The organism is Variovorax sp. SG517 (assembly GCF_013376045.1).
GTDB lineage: Bacteria > Pseudomonadota > Gammaproteobacteria > Burkholderiales > Burkholderiaceae_C > Variovorax.
Map to the genome: position 1 here is coordinate 108,787 of NZ_JABMJG010000013.1, position 17,806 is coordinate 126,592.

The 17,806-nt window shown below is 68.7% G+C and carries 20 protein-coding genes; 18 read left to right on the forward strand and 2 right to left on the reverse strand.

Features of this window, described 5'->3' with window-relative positions:
* Positions 1 to 2: 2 nt before the first annotated feature.
* The 3 genes from rutD to rutF are packed head-to-tail and all read left to right on the forward strand — an operon-like array spanning position 3 to position 1,974.
* A complete protein-coding gene (gene rutD, locus FHT32_RS31255) occupies positions 3 to 809 on the forward strand; it encodes a pyrimidine utilization protein D (protein ID WP_176668435.1) in 807 nt (268 codons plus the stop codon).
* Positions 806 to 1,402: a malonic semialdehyde reductase gene (locus FHT32_RS31260; protein WP_176668436.1), complete on the forward strand. Its 597-nt coding sequence runs from the start codon at positions 806 to 808 to the stop codon at positions 1,400 to 1,402. Before rutD ends, FHT32_RS31260 begins: the two co-directional genes overlap by 4 nt.
* A 14-nt stretch (positions 1,403 to 1,416) precedes the next feature.
* Positions 1,417 to 1,974: an NADH-dependent FMN reductase RutF gene (gene rutF / locus FHT32_RS31265; RefSeq protein WP_176668437.1), complete on the forward strand. Its 558-nt coding sequence runs from the start codon at positions 1,417 to 1,419 to the stop codon at positions 1,972 to 1,974.
* Positions 1,975 to 2,020: 46 nt separating this feature from the next.
* Here the strand turns inward: rutF and rutR are convergent, their stop codons facing one another.
* On the reverse strand, positions 2,021 to 2,725 hold the full coding sequence (gene rutR, locus FHT32_RS31270) for an HTH-type transcriptional regulator RutR (RefSeq protein WP_176668438.1): 705 nt from the start codon (positions 2,723 to 2,725) through the stop codon (positions 2,021 to 2,023).
* A gap of 227 nt (positions 2,726 to 2,952) precedes the next feature.
* On the opposite strand from rutR, the gene FHT32_RS31275 reads away from it, so the two are divergent.
* The 12 genes from FHT32_RS31275 (at position 2,953) to FHT32_RS31330 (ending at position 14,802) form a co-directional block, all read left to right on the forward strand.
* On the forward strand, positions 2,953 to 3,954 hold the full coding sequence (locus tag FHT32_RS31275; RefSeq protein WP_176668439.1) for an isopenicillin N synthase family oxygenase: 1,002 nt from the start codon (positions 2,953 to 2,955) through the stop codon (positions 3,952 to 3,954).
* Positions 3,955 to 3,968: 14 nt separating this feature from the next.
* Positions 3,969 to 4,355 carry a VOC family protein gene (locus tag FHT32_RS31280; protein WP_093079022.1) on the forward strand — a complete coding sequence of 129 codons (387 nt, stop codon included), beginning with the start codon at positions 3,969 to 3,971 and terminating at the stop codon, positions 4,353 to 4,355.
* Between the two features lie 88 nt (positions 4,356 to 4,443).
* Positions 4,444 to 5,547 (forward strand): BMP family ABC transporter substrate-binding protein, encoded by a 1,104-nt coding sequence (locus tag FHT32_RS31285; protein WP_176668440.1) that lies wholly within the window; start codon positions 4,444 to 4,446, stop codon positions 5,545 to 5,547.
* Between the two features lie 25 nt (positions 5,548 to 5,572).
* Positions 5,573 to 7,099, forward strand: coding sequence for an ABC transporter ATP-binding protein (locus FHT32_RS31290; RefSeq protein ID WP_176668441.1), 1,527 nt, complete (start codon positions 5,573 to 5,575; stop codon positions 7,097 to 7,099).
* Positions 7,092 to 8,246 (forward strand): ABC transporter permease, encoded by a 1,155-nt coding sequence (locus tag FHT32_RS31295; RefSeq protein ID WP_218088496.1) that lies wholly within the window; start codon positions 7,092 to 7,094, stop codon positions 8,244 to 8,246. Before FHT32_RS31290 ends, FHT32_RS31295 begins: the two co-directional genes overlap by 8 nt.
* Positions 8,243 to 9,175: an ABC transporter permease gene (locus tag FHT32_RS31300; protein WP_176668442.1), complete on the forward strand. Its 933-nt coding sequence runs from the start codon at positions 8,243 to 8,245 to the stop codon at positions 9,173 to 9,175. Before FHT32_RS31295 ends, FHT32_RS31300 begins: the two co-directional genes overlap by 4 nt.
* Positions 9,172 to 9,885: a cysteine hydrolase family protein gene (locus tag FHT32_RS31305; protein ID WP_176668443.1), complete on the forward strand. Its 714-nt coding sequence runs from the start codon at positions 9,172 to 9,174 to the stop codon at positions 9,883 to 9,885. Before FHT32_RS31300 ends, FHT32_RS31305 begins: the two co-directional genes overlap by 4 nt.
* A gap of 13 nt (positions 9,886 to 9,898) precedes the next feature.
* On the forward strand, positions 9,899 to 10,873 hold the full coding sequence (locus FHT32_RS31310) for an isopenicillin N synthase family oxygenase (protein WP_176668444.1): 975 nt from the start codon (positions 9,899 to 9,901) through the stop codon (positions 10,871 to 10,873).
* 35 nt (positions 10,874 to 10,908) lie between these two features.
* The gene (locus tag FHT32_RS31315; RefSeq protein WP_256099230.1) at positions 10,909 to 11,955 is read left to right on the forward strand and encodes an ABC transporter substrate-binding protein; all 1,047 of its coding nucleotides are present in this window, start codon (positions 10,909 to 10,911) and stop codon (positions 11,953 to 11,955) included.
* Positions 11,952 to 13,067 (forward strand): ABC transporter ATP-binding protein, encoded by a 1,116-nt coding sequence (locus tag FHT32_RS31320; protein ID WP_176668445.1) that lies wholly within the window; start codon positions 11,952 to 11,954, stop codon positions 13,065 to 13,067. The genes FHT32_RS31315 and FHT32_RS31320 overlap by 4 nt, the downstream gene beginning before the upstream one ends.
* Entirely contained in the window at positions 13,064 to 13,987 is a 924-nt protein-coding gene (locus FHT32_RS31325; RefSeq protein WP_256099231.1) for an ABC transporter permease, read from the forward strand. Before FHT32_RS31320 ends, FHT32_RS31325 begins: the two co-directional genes overlap by 4 nt.
* A gap of 2 nt (positions 13,988 to 13,989) precedes the next feature.
* The gene (locus FHT32_RS31330) at positions 13,990 to 14,802 is read left to right on the forward strand and encodes an ABC transporter permease (RefSeq protein ID WP_256099232.1); all 813 of its coding nucleotides are present in this window, start codon (positions 13,990 to 13,992) and stop codon (positions 14,800 to 14,802) included.
* A gap of 6 nt (positions 14,803 to 14,808) precedes the next feature.
* Here FHT32_RS31330 and FHT32_RS31335 read toward each other — a convergent pair whose 3' ends face one another.
* Positions 14,809 to 15,582, reverse strand: a complete 774-nt coding sequence (locus tag FHT32_RS31335) for a hypothetical protein (RefSeq protein ID WP_176668446.1) — start codon at positions 15,580 to 15,582, stop codon at positions 14,809 to 14,811.
* A gap of 46 nt (positions 15,583 to 15,628) precedes the next feature.
* Here FHT32_RS31335 and FHT32_RS31340 point away from each other — a divergent pair, with 46 nt between their 5' ends.
* The 3 genes from FHT32_RS31340 to FHT32_RS31350 all read left to right on the forward strand — a co-directional run bounded on the left by FHT32_RS31340 (position 15,629) and on the right by FHT32_RS31350 (position 17,783).
* A complete protein-coding gene (locus tag FHT32_RS31340) occupies positions 15,629 to 16,228 on the forward strand; it encodes a LemA family protein (RefSeq protein WP_176668447.1) in 600 nt (199 codons plus the stop codon).
* Positions 16,229 to 16,314: 86 nt separating this feature from the next.
* On the forward strand, positions 16,315 to 17,232 hold the full coding sequence (locus tag FHT32_RS31345) for a YgcG family protein (RefSeq protein ID WP_176668448.1): 918 nt from the start codon (positions 16,315 to 16,317) through the stop codon (positions 17,230 to 17,232).
* Positions 17,233 to 17,237: 5 nt separating this feature from the next.
* Positions 17,238 to 17,783 (forward strand): TPM domain-containing protein, encoded by a 546-nt coding sequence (locus tag FHT32_RS31350; RefSeq protein WP_176668449.1) that lies wholly within the window; start codon positions 17,238 to 17,240, stop codon positions 17,781 to 17,783.
* Positions 17,784 to 17,806 lie beyond the last annotated feature (23 nt).

Sequence of the window (17,806 nt, forward strand, 5' to 3'; positions counted from 1 at the left end):
TCATGAGCGCGCTGCACTACGAGGTGCACGGGTCGTCCGATGCGGCGGCCACGGTGCTGCTGTCGTCGGGCCTCGGCGGTTCGGCCGGCTTCTGGCAGCCGCAGCTCGGCGCGCTGATGGCCGCCGGCTACCGCGTCATCGCCTACGACCAGCGCGGCACCGGCCGCAGCCCCGCCGCGCTGCCCGAGGCCTATGCCATCGCGGACATGGCCCGCGACGTGATCGAGATACTCGACGCGACGAACACCGCGCGGTGCCATTTCGCGGGCCATGCGCTCGGCGGCCTCGTCGGCCTGCAGCTTGCGCTGGATGCGCCTTCGCGCATCGCGAGCCTCGCGCTCGTGAACGCGTGGTCGAAGCCCAACCCGCATTCGGCGCGCTGCTTCGATGCGCGGCTCGCGCTGCTGGGCGCATGCGGCCCGCGCGCGTATGTCGAAGCGCAGCCGATCTTTCTCTACCCCGCCGCCTGGGCCGCGGAAAACGCACAGCGCGTGGCCGACGAAGTCGATCACGCCTTCGCGCACTTCCCGGGCGAAGCGAACATGCGCGCGCGCATCGCCGCGCTGCGGGCCTTCGACGTCGACGCCCGCCTCGCCGACATCCTCGCGCCCGCCCTGATCGCCGCGGCCAGGGACGACACGCTCGTGCCCTGGACCTGCTCCCAGCGCCTGGCCGATGGCCTGCGCGACGTCACGCTCGACTTCATGCCGCACGGCGGCCATGCCCACAGCGTGACCGATGCGCAAGCCTTCAACCGCAGCCTGCTCGACTTTCTCTCGCGGGTCAGTGCACCCGCCATTCCAGCATGACCTCCAAGAACACCCTCGACGACGCCGCGCTGTCGCTGCTCTTCACCGGCGCGCGCACCCACAACGGCTGGACCGACGAGCCCGTCACCGACGCGCAGCTGAAGCAGATCTACGCGCTCGCGAGCCTCGGCCCCACTTCGGCCAACTGCTCGCCCGCGCGCTTCGTCTTCGTGCGCACGCCCGAGGGCAAGCAGCGCCTCGCACCCGCGCTCTCCAAGGGCAACCTCGACAAGACCATGGCAGCACCCGTCACCGTCATCGCCGCGTGGGACCGCAAGTTCTACGACAGGCTGCCCACGCTGTTCCCGCATGCCGACGCGCGCAGCTGGTTCACCGGCAGCCCCGAGGCCGCGCACGAGACGGCCTTTCGCAACGCCAGCCTGCAGGCGGGCTACCTGCTGCTCGCGGCTCGCGCGGTCGGGCTCGACGCGGGCCCGATGTCGGGCTTCGACAAGGCGAAGGTCGACGCGGCCTTCTTCGAGGGCACCGACTGGACCGTCAACTTCCTCATCAACCTCGGCCACGGCGACACGTCGAAGCTGTTCGGCCGCCTGCCGCGGCTGGCCTTCGACGAGGCCTGCCTGCTGGCCTGAAGGAGTCACGCGAGATGCTGCACAACGCCATGGCCTCGAACACCGCTTCATCGTCACCCAACCCCGCGCTGCTGCCGCAGGGCCTGCAGAAGGCCGACTACCGCAACGCGATGGCGCGGCTGGGCGCGGCGGTGAACATCATCACCACCGACGGCCCCGCAGGCCGCGCGGGCTTCACCGCATCGGCCGTGTGCAGCGTGACCGACGAGCCGCCGACGCTGCTGGTGTGCCTGAACCGTTCGGCCTCGGTGTACCCGGCGTTCAAGGCCAACGGCGTGCTGTGCGTCAACGTGCTGGCGGCCGGGCACCAGTCGCTGTCCGCCCTCTTCGGCGGCAAGACGCCGATGGACGAGCGCTTCGCCGCAGCAAGCTGGAGCAGCAAGACCACCGGCTCGCCGGTGCTGGACGATGCGGCCGTGTCCTTCGACTGCCGCGTGGTGCATGCGACGAGTTCGGGCACGCACGATGTTCTGTTCTGCGAGGCAGTCTCCATCGCCATCGGCGGTGCGGCGCAGGGGTTGATCTACTTCGATCGGCGATATCACGAGATCGCTGCGCCGCCGCAGCACTGATCTTCTTTTCCCCCTCCCTCTCCCCGAGGGGAGAGGGAGTAAGGCCTCAGCGCGGCACGATGCCCTGCAGCACGATGCGCTGAACGTTCTCCACCGCACGCTCGAAGAAGGCCTCGTCCTCCAGCGTATGCCCCGACAGCGCCTGCACCTGCACGCCGAAGTCCGCGTAGTGCTGCGTCATTGCCCACAGCGCGAAGATCAGGTGGTGCGGATCGACCGGCGCCAGCTTGCCCGCATCGATCCATGCGCGGATCACTTCCGATTTCTTCTCCACCAGCGTGCGCAGTTCGCGATCGAGTTCATCGCGCAGCAGCGGTGCACCCTGGATCATCTCCAGGCAGAAGAGCCGCGACGCATCGGGCCGGTCGCGCGAGACCACCAGCTTGCGGCGGATGTAGTCGCCGATGGCCTCGGCCGGGTCCTGCTCGGCGCTGAAGCCGCGCAGCGGTTCGAGCCACAGCGCGAGCAGGTCGCGCAGCACGTTGACGTAGAGCTCTTCCTTGTTCGCGAAGTAGTAGAGCAGGTTGCTCTTCGACACGTCGGCGCGCGCGGCCACCTGGTCGATGGAGGTGCCGTGCAGGCCGAAGCGCGAGAACAGCCCCAGCGCCGCACCGAGGATCGCACTGCGCTTGTCCTCGATCTGGCGCAACCGGCGGTTCACCGCGGAGGCGCTGCGCACCGCCGGCTTCGCGCGCTTGCGCGCGGGGCTTTCCTTGCTGGCGCTCGCGGCCAGTGCTTTGGTCTTCGGCATCTTTCCTCGTTCCTCCCTCGTTCGTTCAATCGCTCGATCGGTCGGTCCTGCCTCGGCAGGCGCTACGGCGCACCACTGTAAGGCCGTGGTGCATCCCCATGCGCCGCAACCGCCTTCGCGGCGCGGCAATTCGCACCATGCTGACGCGACGAATGGGTTTTGTCCATTTGGTCCAACTGGCACAGACGTTGCATGGCGAAAGGCATGCCAAGCACGAGGAACCTGCCATGACCCTGCTTTCCGTCCCCATCATCGATCTCGCGCCCTACTTCGCCGGAAGCGCCGAAGGCAAGGCGGAGGTAGCGAAGAAAGTCGACGAGGCCTGCCGCAGCATCGGCTTCCTCGTCATCACCAACCACGGCATCTCTGCGGAGCTGATCGCGCGCGTGTCGTCGCTCTCGCGCAAGTTCTTCGACATGCCACTGGGCGAGAAGCGCAAGGTCGATCGTCCGCGCGAGGACGCGGTGCGCGGCTACAGCGCGGTGGGCGAGGAAGGGCTCTCCTATAGCCTCGAGGAAGCGGCACCGGGCGATCTGAAGGAGTCGTTCTCCATCGGCCCCTCGAACGTGCCCGACGACGACTACCACCGCGGCCCTGCCGCAGGCCCGCACTTCGAACCCAACAGCTGGCCGCCCATCGAGGGCTTCAAGGAAGCCTACGAGCAGTACTTCGACGCTATGAGCGATCTCTCTCGCTCGCTGATGCGCGTCTTCGCGCTCGGCCTCTCGCTGCCCGAGACCTTCTTCGACGACAAGATCGACAGGCACATCAGCATGTTCCGCGTGCTGAGCTACCCGCCCCAGCGCGAGCAGCCGCTGCCCGGCCAGCTGCGCGCGGGTGCGCACAGCGACTACGGCAGCCTCACCATCGTGCTGCCCGACGACAAGGGCCTGCAGGTGTTCAACAAGGCCGGCCAGTGGGTGGACGTGCCGCAGGTCGAGGGCGGCCTGGTGGTCAACATCGCCGACCTCATGATGCAGTGGACCAACGACCAGTGGGTGTCCACGCTGCACCGCGTGATCAACCCGCCCTTCGAGGTGGCGAGCACCAACCGCCGCCAGTCGCTGGTGTTCTTCCACCAGCCCAACTACGACGCGATGGTCGAGTGCCTGCCGAGCTGCCTCGCGCCGGGCGAGCAGCCGAAGTACGCGCCCATCTCCTCGGGCGACCACCTCACCTCGAAGTTCGTCAAGCAGACGACCTTCGGCGGCACCAAGGTCGCGGCCTGAGCCCATCCGAATCCATGGCCCATCTCTCCTACGTCAACGTCTTCGCCAAGGACGTGGTCGCGCTCAGCGGCTTCTACCAGCGCGTGTTCGGCTTCAAGGAGATCGAGGCGATCCGCTCGCCCATCTTCCGCGGGCTGGACACCGGCAAGTCGAGCCTCGGCTTCAACGCGCTCGATGCCTACGAGCTGCTGCACCTGAGCGAGTTCTCCGACACGCGCGGCGTGAAGTTCCTGCTGAACATCGACGTCGACAGCCAGGCCGACGTCGACCGCATGGTGCCCGTCGCGCTCGAGGCCGGCGCCACGCTCGTGAAGCCGCCCTACGTCACCTACTACAACTGGTACCAGTCGGTGCTGCTCGATCCCGAAGGCAACGTGTTCCGCATCAACTTCATGATGTAGCGGCGCGCGGCCTTCCGTCTCTTCTTCCTCTTCTCTCGCTTCTGCTTTCCTCTCCCTCGTCTTCACGCTCCTCACGAAAGGTTGCTCCATGGCGCGCATTTCCTCCAACGGTCCGGCCCTCGGCCTCGCACTGACGCTCGCAGCCTGCGGCGCCTCGTTCTCGCTGCCGGCCGCCGCCGACGGCTTCACGCTGAAGGACAAGCCGAAGATCGCGATGCTCTACTTCGGCCCCAAGAACGACGGCGGCTGGACGCAGGCCTTCGACGAGGCCCGCGTGAAGATCGAGAAGGAGATCGGCCAGAAGATCCAGTTCGTGGAGAACGTGCCCGAGGACGCGTCGGCCATCAAGCCCGCGGCGGAGAAGTTCATCCAGCGCGGCGCCAACATCGTGATCGGCACCGCCTTCGGCTACTCCGACAGCTTCAAGGACCTGGCCGCCAAGTACCCCGACGTGGCCTTCCTCAACGGCTCGGGCACCACCAACGGCAGCAACCTCGAGTCGTTCTACGGCCGCACCTACGAGAGCCAGTACCTCTGCGGCATGGCCGCCGGTGCCGCATCGAAGACCGGCAAGCTCGGCTTCGTCGCGGCCAACCCCTTCGGCGTGGTGAACTGGACCATCAACGCCTTCGCGCTCGGCGCGCAGAAGATGAACCCCAACGCCACCGTCAACGTGATCTACACCGGCGCGTGGAACGACCCGGTGAAGGAACGCGCAGCGGCAGCCGCGCTCATCGACCAGGGCGCCGACGTGATCGGCCAGCACGTGGACAGCCCCACGCCGCAGATCGTCGCGCAGGAGCGCGGCGTGTACGGCACCGGCCACCACCGCGACCTGCGCCAGTTCGCGCCCAAGGCCACGCTGTGCTCCTCCGTGTGGGTGTGGGACCGCTTCCTGACGCCGGAGCTCAAGAAGATCATGGCCGGCGGCTGGAAGCCCGCTCAGTACGGCGCCTTCATCGAGATGAAGGACGGCGGCACCGACATCGCCGGCTTCGGCCCGGCCGTGCCCAAGGACAAGGCCGCGCTCATCACCGCCGAGCGCGACGCGATCATGAAGGGCAAGCAGGTCTACGCCGGCCCGCTCGCCGACCGCGACGGCAAGGAGCGCGTGGCCAAGGGCGCCGTTCTTTCGGACGCCGACCTCTGGAAGATGGACTGGTTCGTCAAGGGCGTGGTCACGCAGAAGTAGGCCCGCAGACAAGGCAAGGCCGCACATGCCCAACGCGCTCGAACTCACCGGCATCCGCAAGACCTTCGACGGCTTCGCGGCACTGACCGACGCCCACTTCGCAGCGCGCTGGGGCGAGGTGCACGCGCTGCTCGGCGAGAACGGCGCGGGCAAGTCGTCGCTCATGAACATCGCGGCCGGGCTCTACGCACCCGAGGCCGGGCAGCTGCTGGTGGACGACAACGCGGTGCGGTTCGCCGGGCCGCGCGACGCGGCGAAGCACCGCATCGGCATGGTCCACCAGCATTTCAAGCTGGTGCGGCCTTTCACCGTGGCGCAGAACATCCTGCTTACGGCGCCGCCGCCGGCGGAGTTCCAAAGCCACGGCGAGCGGCTGCGCGAGATCACGCGCGACATCCGCAACAAGGCGGCGGAGCTGGGCTTCGACATCGATCCGGCGAAGCGCGTCGATGCGCTGTCGGTCGCCGAGCAGCAGCGCGTGGAAATCCTCAAGGTGCTGCTGGCGGGCGCGCGCATCCTGATCCTCGACGAGCCCACGGCCGTGCTGACCGACCAGGAGGCCGCGCGCTTGCTTCAGACGGTGCAGGGCCTGGCGCGCAAGGGCGCGGCGGTGGTGCTCGTCACGCACAAGATGGCCGACGTGAAGACCTACGCCGACCGCGTGACTGTGATGCGCGGCGGCCGCACGGTGGCCACGCTGAAGCCGCAAGAAGCATCGGTCGCCGAGCTGGTGAAGCTCACGGTGGGCGAATCGATCGCCGCGCAGGGCTTCCAGCCCTCGGCTACGCCGCGCGGGCCGGTGCGCCTTTCGGTGCGCGGGCTGCGCACGCCCGCATCGCCCGAGGGCCGCCGCGTGCTCGACGGGGTGGACCTCGACCTGCATGCGGGCGAGATCTACGGCCTCGCCGGCGTGGGCGGCAACGGACAGGGCGAACTGGCGGGCGCGATCATGGGCCTGGAAGGCGAGCCCACCGAGGGCGAGATGCGGCTCGAAGGCCATGGCGACCTCAAGACCATGCCTGCCTCGGTGCGCCGGAGCATCGGCATCGCGGCCATTCCCGCCGACCGCTACGGGCTCGCGCTCGCGGGCGGCCTCTCGGTGGCCGAGAACTACGCCATCGGCCGTGTGCACACCGGCCGCTACGGCCCCGTGTGGCGCCTGCGCCGCAGCAGAATCCAGAGCGACACGCAGGAAGCGGTGCGCGCCTTCGACGTACAGGGCGTGCGCTCGGTCGCGCAGAAGGCCGCGCTGCTCTCGGGCGGCAACGCGCAGAAGCTGGTGCTCGCGCGCGAATTCGGCAAGTCACCCACGCTGGTGCTCGCGCACAGCCCGAGCCGCGGGCTCGACGTGCGCGCCAGCGCCGAGGTGCACGCCAGGCTGCGCGCCGCACGCGACAGCGGCGCGGCGGTGCTGCTCATCAGCGAGGACCTCGACGAGGTGCTGCAGCTCGCCGACCGCGTCGGCGTGATGACGCGCGGGCGCATCGCCGGGGAGTTCGCGCAGCCCGCGGACCGGCAGGCCATCGGACAGGCGATGGTGGACCATGGCTGACGCATCCCTCATGGCCGACATGGCACAGCAACCGCACACGACCCAACACCAAGCGCACACGCGCCAGCCCCAACCGCTGGCCCGCCGCCGCTACGCACTCGAGATCCGCCAGCACATGCCGTGGCGCTGGCAGGCACTGATCCTTGCGGCCGCACTGCTCGCGGGCTTTGCGATCTCGGCGGCGATCCTCATCGCGGCGGGCGTGCCCGCCGACGAGCTTGCCAACGAGTTCGTGACCCAGACCTTCTTCGACGGCCAGAACTTCCGCGCCGTGCTCTTCCAGGCCGCGCCGATGATCCTCGTCGGCCTTGCGGGCTGTGTCGCCTTCCGCGCGCGCTTCTGGAACCTCGGGCTCGAAGGCCAGATGATCTGGGGCGCCATCGGCGCGACCGCCGTCTCGATGTGGCAGATCGGCCCCGAGAACCTGCGCCTGCCGCTGATGTTCATCGCCGCCATCGGCTGCGGGCTGCTGTGGGTGCTGGGGCCCGCGTGGCTCAAGCTCAAGCTCGGCGTGAACGAGATCATCTCCACGCTGATGCTCAACTACATGGCGGCCAACTTCCTGCTGCACCTGGTCTACGGCAGCTGGAAGGACCCGAAGGACAACTTTCCCTACTCGCCGCAGTTCCGCGTGTTCGAGCGCCTGCCTGAGCTGGGCGCGGGCATCGGCAGCTCGATCCTGCTGGCGGGCATCGTCGCGCTGCTGGCATGGTGGCTCGCGAGCGTGAGCCGCATGGGCCTGTACCTGCGCTTCGTCGACGCCAACCCGCGCATGGCGCACGCCAGCGGCGTGCCTGTGCGGCGCACCATCTACGGCGCGGTGCTGCTGTCGGGTGCGATGGCCGGGCTCGCGGGCTTCGCGGTGGCGGCGGGGCAGGAAGGCCGCCTCACGCAAGCCTTCTACCAGGGCTACGGCTTCTCGGGCATCCTCATCGCCTTCCTCGCACGTAACAACCCGCTGGCGGCCACGGTGGTGGCGCTGCTGGTGGCGGCGCTCTTCGTCACCGGGCGCAGCCTGCAGGTGTTCTACCAGGTGCCGTTCTCGATGGTGCAGCTGATCCAGGCGGTGATCGTGGTGTGCGTGGCGTCGAGCGACTTCTTCATCCGCCACCGGCTGCGCCGCGTGGGCGGGGAGGCCGCGCAATGAACGGCGGCATCGTTCTGAACTGGCTGGCGAGCACGCCCGACTTCGCGGTGCCTTATGCGCTGGCAGCGCTCGGGCTCATCGTCTCCGAGCGCGCGGGCGTGCTCGCGCTCGGCGCCGAAGGGCTGATGCTGGTCGGCGCGCTGGCCGGCATCGGCGCGCAGATCGCCATCGGCCAGCCGGCCGTGTCGCTGGTGCTCGCAATGCTGGCGGCCAGCGTGGTGTCGGTGCTGTTCGCGGTGATGGTGATCTGGCTGCGCGTGAACCAGGTGATCGCCGGGCTCGCGCTGGTGTTCTTCTGCCAGGGGCTCACCGCGCTGGTCGGCTCGATGGCCGAGTGGACCAACCATGCGACCGAAGGCATCGGCGCGATGGGCCTGTGGCCGCTGTCGCTGCTGCCGGGAGTGGGACGGATCTTCGAGCAGAACGCGATGGTGTGGCTCACGCTGCCGATTTTCGGCGCGGTGGCGTGGTTCTTCGCGCGCAGCTCGGCCGGCCTGCGGCTGCGTGCGGTGGGCGAGAACCCGCAGGCGGCCGATGCGGCGGGCATCCGCGTGACGGCATGGCGCTTCGCGGCGGTGCTTGCGGGCTCGGCGCTGGTGGGGCTGGCGGGTGCCTACATCTCGGTGGTCAGCACCAAGCTGTGGATCGCGGGCATGACCGGCGGTCGCGGCTGGATCGCCGTGGGACTGGTGATCTTCGCGCGCTGGTCGCCGTGGAAGGCGCTCGTCGGTGCGCTGCTCTTCGGCTGCATCGAGGCGCTGATTCCCCAACTGGCCGCTGCCGGCGTGCAGCTGCCGCAGTACTTCGTGATGATGACGCCGTATGCGGTGACGCTCGGCGTGATGGTGTGGGTCGCGCTCTCGCGGCGTGGCGCCGATGAAGAGCCCGGCGCGCTGGGCCAACCCTACGTGAGAGAAGAGCGCCGATGAAGGCCTGGGTCTACAACGAGGAGCGCGAGCTCGACGCGGCGAAGTTCGCCGATTACCTCAACCCCGCCACCACCGCGGTCGTCTCCATCGACATGCACCGCGGCCACCTGGACGACAGCCCCGACTGCCCCTGCCCCGCGCCGCGTGCGCGCGACGTGGTGGCGCCCATCGACGGCTTCCACGACGCGGTGCGCGCGCTGGGCGTGCGCATCGTGCACGTCAGGTCGGTGCTGCGGCCCGGCGGCGTGGACGACATCAACGGCATTCCGTCCGCATGGCGGCGCACCTTCCCGCTGCATGTGGGCGAGATCCCGAACGCCGACGCGCACGCCATCGAAGGCTCGAAGTGGACCGAGTGGGTCACGCGCGTGGAGCCCGGCGACATGCGCGTGGACGGCAAGCGCCGGCTCTCGGCCTTCTACCCGACGGACCTCGACTTTTTGCTGCGCAACCAGCGCATCGAGACCGTGGTCCTCGACGGCGGCTTCACCGACTGCTGCGTGCTCAACACCGCCTTCGACGCGAGCAACCGCAACTACCGCGTGATCGTGCTGCGCGACCTGGTGCGCGGCACCGATGCGCACCTGGAAGGCGCGGCGCTCGCGATGGTGTCGCTGCACCTGGGGCTGGTGATGGATTCGCGCGAGCTGCTCGACCAATGGCGCGGCGCGCTGCGCCATGGCGCCTCTTCTTCCCTATCCCTTTCCTGAAATCCGACGCCCGATGCCGAACTCCATTCCCCTCGTCGACCTCGGCGGCAACCTCGACCCGAACACCCCCGCGGCCAAGGCCTCCGCCTTGCAGCTGCACGAAGCGCTGAGCACCATCGGCTTCGCCTACATCTCGGGCCACACGGTGCGGCGCGCCACGCGGGACGCGGCCTTCGCGGCTTCCCGCGAATTCCACGCCTCCACGCTCGATCAGAAGCGCTCGCTCGCGATCAACGCCTTCCATCGCGGCTACATGGGCATGGCCACCTCGACCATCGTGACCTCGTCGGTGGCCAAGGTCACGCGGCCGAACATGAGCGAATCGCTGATGCTCATGCACGAGCTGCCGCCCGACGACCCGGGCCTGCTCGCCGGCCTGCCGATGCAGGGCCCCAACCAGTGGCCCGAATGGCTCCCGGGCTTCAAGCCGGCGATGACCGCGTACGTGAGCGAAGTTGATGCGCTGGGCCGCTACATCGTGCGCCTGATCGCCATGAGCCTCGGCCTGGAGGCGCACGCGCTCGACCACCATTTCGAGCGCCCGACCACATTTCTGCGCGCGCTGCACTACCCTCCGCAGCCGCCCGTGGAGGACGACCAGATGGGCTCGGCGCCGCACACCGACTACGGGATCATCACGCTGCTCGCGCAGGACGATTCCGGCGGCCTGCAGGTGCGTCCGCGCGGCGGCGACTGGATCGAGGCGCCGCCTATTCCGGACACCTACGTGCTCAACGTCGGCGACATGCTTGCACGCTGGACCAACGACCGCTTCGTGTCCACGCCGCACCGCGTCATCAACCGCTCCGGGGGCGACCGCTACTCGCTGCCCTACTTCCTCGACCCCGGGATGGACGCGCTGATCGAGTGCCTGCCCACCTGCACCGACGCGCAGCATCCGCCGCGCTACGAGCCCGTCACCTACGGCGAGTACCTGCTCGAGCGCCTCGACAAGAACTACGCCTACCGCAAGCAGGCGAACGCCTGAGCCGCTCCTTCTTTCATCTTCCCAGGATCTTCACCATGAAAAACTTCTCTCGCCGCGACTGCCTGCAGGCCATGGCGGCAGCGGCCGGCATGTCCGCACTGGCAATGCCCGGCATGTCGCTCGCCGCGCAGAACCTCGTCGTCAACACCTACGGCGGGCGCTGGGAGAAATTCTGGCGCTCCGACCTGATGCCGATGTTCACGAAGTCGGCCGGCGTGGACACCACGCTCGACGTGGGCCTGGGCAAGAACTTCGTCGCCAACCTGCGCGCGGCCGGCGTCGCGAAGCCGCCCTACAGCATCCTGATGGTCAACGAGAACATCGCGAGCCTGGTGCGCGCCGAAGGCTACTTCGAGCCCATTCCCGCGGCCAAGGTGCCCAACCTCGCGAACGTGTACCCGATCCTGCGCAACCCCGACGACAACGGGGTGCGCGGCATCGTCTCGACCATCGGCATCGGCTACCGCAAGGACCTGGTGAAGACGCCGCCGAAGTCGTGGTCCGACCTGTGGAGCAACCCCGAGTTCAAGGGCAAGATCGGCCTCTACCAGATCGGCAACACGGCCGCGATGCTGTTCCTGCTGATGACGGCCAAGCTCTACGGCGGCTCGCAGGACGCCATCGACCGCGCCTTCGTCGAGATCAAGAAGCTGCTGCCGTTCACGCAGGCCGACTGGAGCGGAACGCTGTCGACCATGCTCACGCGCGGCGACGTGACCGTGGCGGTGATCGACTTCCCCGAGATCGTGGCGCTGCAGAAGAAGGGCGTGCCCGTGGAGATGGTGGTGCCCACCGAAGGCGTGCTGGCCTTCGAGCAGTCGTTCAACGTGCTGAAGAATGCGCCCGCCAAGGAAGAGGCCTACAAGTACCTCGACTTCATCCTGCGCGCCGACGTGCAGGAAATGATGGCCAAGGAATTCTTCACCTCGCCGACCAATGCGCGTTCCAAGCTCCCGCCCGATCTCGCCAAGGACGTGCCGGTGAGCGGGGAGCGCATGAAGTCGATCTTCCAGTTCGACTGGGCCAAGGTCAACCCGCAGGTGGCGGCCATCACCGACCGCTGGAACCGGGAGATGAAGTGAACGCCTCCACCCCCACCCGCGCGGCGACCGGCCGGCGCACCACGCGGGTGTCGCTCGACGGCCTGCGCAAGCGCTTCGACAACGCGCCGGCACCCGCCATCGCGCACCTCGACCTGAAGACCGAGGAAGGCGAATTCATCTCGCTGCTGGGCCCGAGCGGCTGCGGCAAGACCACCACGCTGCGCTGCGTGGCGGGGTTCGAGTTTCCCGACGAAGGCCGCGTACGCCTGAACGACGAGGACATCACCGACCTGCCGCCGGAGAAGCGCGACATCGGCATGGTGTTCCAGAACTACGCGCTCTTCCCGCACCTCACGGTGTGGCGCAACCTCGCCTTCGGCCTGGAGATGCGGGGCATCGGCAAGGCCGAGTGCAAGCGCCGCATCGACGACGTGCTCGCGATGGTGCAGCTCACCGCCATGGCCGAGCGCTACCCGCGCCAGCTCTCGGGCGGCCAGCAGCAGCGCGTAGCGCTGGCGCGCGCACTGGTCATCGAGCCGCGGCTCCTGTTGCTCGATGAGCCGCTCGCCAACCTGGACGCGGTGCTGCGCGAAGACATGCGCGTGTTCATCCGCGAGCTGCAGAAGCGCGTGGGCATCACCACCCTGTATGTCACGCACGACCAGTCGGAGGCGATGGTGATGTCCGACCGCGTGGCGGTGATGCTCGGCGGACGGCTGCTGCAGTTCGACGTGCCCGAGGCGATCTACATGCGTCCGCGCAGCGTGGAGGTGGCGCGCTTCATCGGCCGCTCGAACCTCATCGAAGGCCGCGTCGAAGGGCTCACCGACGAGCCCGGCCCGTACCCGACCTACCGCGTGAGCACGGCGCTCGGCAGCGTGCCGGCAAGCCACGACCAGCCGCTGGCGACGGGCCAGCCGGTGCACGTGACGATCCGTCCGGAGGCCATCCGCTGGCGCAACGACGGCCCCTATGCCGGGCTGGTGCAGTCGGCCTATTTCCTCGGCAGCACGGTGGAGCACACGGTGCAGTGCGCCGGCGGCCAGAGCCTGCTGGTGCAGACCTCGCCGGGCCAGCGCGCGGAAGCCGGTGCCCAGGCGGCCTTCGCCTTCGACCCGGGCCACGCCTGGATCATTGCGGCTGCGCCATGAATGCCGTGATGACGGCCGACGCGCCGGTGCACGGCACCGACCGGCTCCATGGACGCAAGGCACGCAAGGGGCGCCCGGGCCGCGGCGCTTTCTGGCTGATCGCCCCCGCGCTGGTGCTGATCGGCGTCTTCCTGGTGCTGCCGTACCTCAACATCATCGGCATGAGCCTGCGGCCCACCGCCGTGGGCGCGCCCTACGGCGCGGGCTTCAGGCTCGCCAACTATGCCAATGCGCTGGGCGACGGCTACATCCTCGGGGTGTTGGCGGACACGCTGCTGCTCGGCGTCACCACGGTGCCCATCTGCCTGCTGCTGGGCTACCCCGTCGCCTACCACCTGGCGCGCACTCGTTCGCGCTGGGGCAGCCTGCTGTACGTGCTGGTGCTGTCGCCGCTGCTGGTCGGCGTGGTGGTGCGCAGCTTCGGCTGGCTGATCCTGCTGTCGGGCAACGGCGTCATCAACCGGGCGCTGATCGATCTCGGGCTGATATCGACGGCCCTGCAGCTCATGAACAACCGGCTGGGCGTGACGGTCGCGCTGGTGCACGTGTTCCTGCCCTTCATGATCCTGCCGCTGGTGGGTGTGATCCAGAGCATCGATCCGACGCTGGAACAGGCGGCGCGCTCGCTGGGCGCCTCTCGGCTCAGGGTGTTCTGGCGGCTGGTTCTCCCGATGTCGTGGCCCGGCATCCAGGCCGGCACCATCCTCGTTTTCGTGCTCACGCTGAGCGCCTACGTGACGCCGGTGATGCTCGGAGGCGCCCAGGTCAAGACGATGTCGGTGCTGGTGGTGCAGAACCTGATCGACAACTTCCAGTGGCCCGCCGGAGCCGCACAGGCACTGGTGCTGTCGGCCTGCGGCATGGTGGCCGTGTGGCTGTATGCCCGCCTCACCGGACGCTTCATGAAAGGCCTGCAATGACGATGAAGCGCAAACCCCTGCCCGCGCGCGTGGCCGATGCCATGGGCCTGGCCTACGTCGGCGCGGTGTACGGGTTCCTGCTGCTGCCGATCGCGGTGATCGTGCTGATGTCTCTGAACGCGGGCGAGTTCCTGACCTTTCCGCCGCAGGGAATCTCGCTGCGCTGGTTCGGCGCGCTCTTCGCCAACGAAGCCTTCATGCGCGCCATCGGCACCTCGCTGCAGGTGGCGGCCATCGCGACGGTGTGCTCGACCATCATCGGCGTGGCCGGTGCGCTCTACGTGGTGCGCCATGCCACGCGGCTTCGCGAGGGGCTGCGCACGATGCTGATGCTTCCGCTCATGCTGCCGGAGATCCTCACGGCGATCGCGCTGCTGTTCTTCCTGTACGCGAGCGGCATCGGCACGCGCACGATGTTCGGGCTGGTGGTGGGGCACGTGCTGGTCACGCTGCCCTATGTGTTCACCAACGTCGCGTCGTCGCTCTACAACCAGGACGGCACGCTGGAGCAGGCCGCACGCAGCCTGGGTGCATCGCCGTGGCGTGCATTCGTGCGTGTGACGTTGCCGCTGATCAAGCCGGGCATCATCACGGGCGCCCTGTTCGCGTTCGTGATCTCGTTCGACCTGTTCAACATGTCGCTGCTGCTCAAGGGCATCGGCATGACGACGCTGCCGCTGCAGCTGTTCGACTACCTGCGCTGGGACTTCGACCCGACGGCGGCGGCCGTGTCGACGGTGAGCATCGTGGTCACGCTGGTGGCGGTGGTCTGCGTGGATCGCACTGTGGGGCTGCGCTCGCTGCGTTTCGGTTGAGTCAGGTCAGGGCAGAGGGGGCGGGGCCTCGGGCCGCAGCCACGCGCGCGCCCCGGCCTCCATGTCGCCCTGCGACGCGCGCCACACCATCTCGGGCGCCGCCACGTGCACGCCCGGCGGCGCGATGCGCAGCGCCACGTCGACCAGTTCGGCCACCTTGGCCGCGCGCACCGGCTGCTCGCTGCTGGGCACCATGAAGCGCACCACCGACAGCATCCACGCGGCCACGCGCTCGAAGGGGTTGGCGAGCTTCGCATTGGCCGGCTTGCGCGCCGAGCGCACGAGGATCACGCGCTCGAAGCCGCAGGCCACCACGGCCTGCTCGTCGAGGCTGGCGAGACCGCGCTTGAGCGCCTCGGGCAGCCGGCCCTGGTCGTGCGGCTGCACGATGGCCAGCGTCTGCACGCCGCATGAACGCAGCCAGCGGGCCAGTCCGGGCAGGTCGGACGGTTCGGGCGCCCACAGCGCGCGCTCGCGGTCGTGGTACAGGCGCGGCGGGTCGAAGGCGATGATGGCCGTGTGGGCCGAGGTCGGCGGCCACTGCGCGATGGGCAGGGCGGGGCTCAGGTAGGTCTCGACGCCGCGCAGCCCGTCGCGGATCGGCTCCTTCGCCAGCACGCGGGTGTGCGCATGGCGGTGGCTGCCCGCCAGCCGCCGCAGCAGCTCGGCGCCCAGCGCGCCGGTCGCTCCCGCGATCAGCAGCGTGCCGAAGGCGGAGGAGGCGACGGGCAATACCGCACGGTTGGCGGCTTGCAGGGCTTGCAGCGGATCGAGGGCCATGAAGCCGCCTATGCTACCTTCCGCATCTTCTGCGGAGGTAATGCAAATGATGATGAAGCGCTGGTTCCTGATCCTTGCGGCGGTCGTTTCCCTGAGCGGATGCGGCTACAACCAGTTCCAGTCCCTCGACGAGGCCAGCAAGTCGGCCTGGAGCGAGGTCCTCAACCAGTACCAGCGGCGCGCCGACCTCGTGCCGAACATCGTGGCCACCGTCAAGGGCGAGGCGAGCTTCGAGCAGGACACGCTCACCAAGGTGATCGAGGCCCGCGCCAAGGCCACCTCGATCCAGGTGACGCCCGAGACGCTCAACAACCCCGAAGCGTTCAACAAGTTCCAGCAGGCGCAGGGCGAGCTTTCTTCAGCTCTGTCGCGGCTGATGGTGGTGTCGGAGCGCTATCCCGAGCTCAAGGCCAACCAGGCCTTCCGCGACCTGCGCGTGACGCTGGAAGGCACCGAGAACCGCATCACCGTGGCGCGCAACCGCTACATCGAGAGCGTGCAGGAGTACAACGTGCTCGCGCGCAGCTTCCCGACCAACCTCACGGCCAAGATCTTCGGCTATGCGCCGAAGCCGAACTTCTCGGTGCAGAACGAAGCGCAGATCTCGACGCCCCCGACGGTCGATTTCAGCACTCCGAAAAAGTAACTCCCCCAGGCTTCGTGCACTTCGTGTCACTTCGCCAACCCCCTCGCCGGGGGCAACACCTGCGGACCGGCGAAGCCGGATCCGCGGTGTTCCTGGAACTGTTCGCGCGTGTTTTTTCGGCCGTCGTCGCTGTCTGGATGCTGCTGGCAACGGGCAGCGCGCTCGCGCAAAGCCTACTGCCGATTCCCGCGCTCACTGCGCGCGTGATCGACCAGACCGGCACGCTCGACGGCGCGCAGCGCAACGGCCTGGAGACCAAGCTCGCGGCTTTCGAGCAGCGCAAGGGTTCGCAGATCGTGGTGCTGATGGTGCCGACCACCGCGCCCGAGGACATCGCCAGCTACACGCAGCGCGTGGGCGATGCCTGGAAGATCGGCCGCAAGGACGTCGGCGACGGCCTGCTGGTGGTGGTGGCCAAGGACGACCGCAAGATGCGCATCGCCACGGCCAAGGCGCTCGAAGGCGCGGTGCCCGATCTCGCGGCCGCGCGCATCATCGACGAGGAGATGAAGCCGCGCTTTCGCAACGGCGACTTCGCGGGCGGGCTGAACGCTGCGGTGGACCGGCTCATCGGGCTGGTCGACGGCGAGCCGCTGCCGGAGCCCTCGCGCAACACCGGTGGCGGTAGTGGCGGCAACGGGGGCTTCGACTGGGAGAACCTCGCAATTTTCCTTTTCGTGGGCGTCTTCGTCGGCGCGCCGATCGCGCGGGCCATCTTCGGCAAGAAGCTGGGCACGATGTTCATCGGCGGCGGCGTGGGCGTGGTGGTGTTCTTCATCACCACCAGCATCGCCATCGCGGTGATCGCGGCTCTGGTGGCGCTCATCGTGTCGCTGGTCGCCGGCACGGGGCGGCCGGGCGGCGGTGGGGGTGGCGGCTGGAGTTCCGGCGGCGGGGGCTGGGGCGGTGGTGGCGGCGGCTTCAGCGGCGGAGGTGGAGGCGGTGGTTTCAGCTCCGGCGGCGGCGGCAATTTCGGCGGCGGCGGCGCGTCGGGGGACTGGTGAACACGATGCGGACCACGAACACCAAACCGGACGACGCAGGCCTCTTCACGAAGCTGGGCCGCATCTGGCGCCACCGCTGGATCGACGAATCCGAGGTCCGGCGCGCGATTCCCCCGGCCGCGCTGGAGCGCCTCGCGCACCGCGTGACGGCGAGCGAGCGGCGCCACAGCGGCGAGATCCGCATCTGCGTCGAGGCCGGCCTGCCGATGTCGTACCTGTGGCGCCACGCGCCGCCGCGCGAGCGCGCCGTGACGCTGTTCGGCAAGCTGCGCGTGTGGGACACGGCACACAACAACGGTGTGCTCATCTACCTGCTGCTGGCCGAACACGCCATCGAGATCGTGGCCGACCGCGGCATCGACGCGCATGTCGACGATGCCGAATGGGCCGCCATGGCGCAGCGCATGAGCGCCGCCTTCCGCGAAGGCCGCTTCGAGGACGGGCTCACGCAGGCGCTGGAAGAAATCTCCGCGTTGCTGGTCGAGCACTTTCCCCTGGCCGAAGGCGAGCTCGACGTGAACGAGCTGCCCGACGAGCCGGTCGTGCTCTGATTCTTTCTCCCTCCCCTGCTGGG